This is a genomic window from Micromonospora sp. DT44, from assembly GCF_049841635.1.
Taxonomy (GTDB): Bacteria; Actinomycetota; Actinomycetes; order Mycobacteriales; family Micromonosporaceae; genus Micromonospora.
This window is the reverse complement of the sequence record NZ_JBNCKS010000162.1, coordinates 1-609: the sequence shown is the minus strand read 5'-3', so window position 1 is coordinate 609 and position 609 is coordinate 1. Positions and strand designations below refer to the sequence as shown.

General features: G+C 68.8%; 1 pseudogene. It reads right to left on the bottom strand.

Features of this window, described 5'->3' with window-relative positions:
- Nucleotides 1-459, bottom strand: a pseudogene (locus ACLQ25_RS32775) (hypothetical protein); the annotation flags it as partial.
- Between the last annotated feature and the right edge of the window lie 150 nt (nt 460-609).

Genomic DNA, 609 nt, shown 5'->3' with positions numbered 1-609 from the left:
GTGGTGGCGTAGTCGGGCGGGTAGGTGCAGGCGTTTGGCTTGGGTGGCTTCGTGGGTGCGGGCGCCGGAGGCGGCGGAGATCCAGAGCAGCCGGCCGTGGTGGTCGGTGAGGGTGAGCACGCGTAGGTGGTGAGCTTTGTGTTTGCCGCACCACAGGCGTCGTTCGGTGCGCTGAGCGGGGCGGTGCACGGGCAGGCAGGTGCCGTCGAAGAGCAGCGGGTCCTGACCGTTGGTGCGTGCGGCGCGGGTGAGGACCCGGTCCAGGCGAGGGGCCATCGCGGCGAGGGTGGCGATGGCTTGCCGTATCCAGCGGCGCACGCTGTGATGCGACACGCCGTAGGCGGTGGCGAGGTCGGCGGGACGCTGATCATGGCGCAGCGCGGCCAGCACGATCAAGGCGACCTGCTGCTCGGGCAGTTTGCGCCATCGCGAGCCGACACGGCGGCGATACTGACGCATCGCTTGAGTGATCAGAGTTAACGACTTCGTCGACACGGGCAGATGGACCTGGTAGACCAGAGCGTGGCCCTCGGCGGGCGGGTTGTCGTGTGTCACGACCTACAACCCTCGCCGAGGGCCCTTGCTGTCAGCGTCGCGCAACGCCGTAGA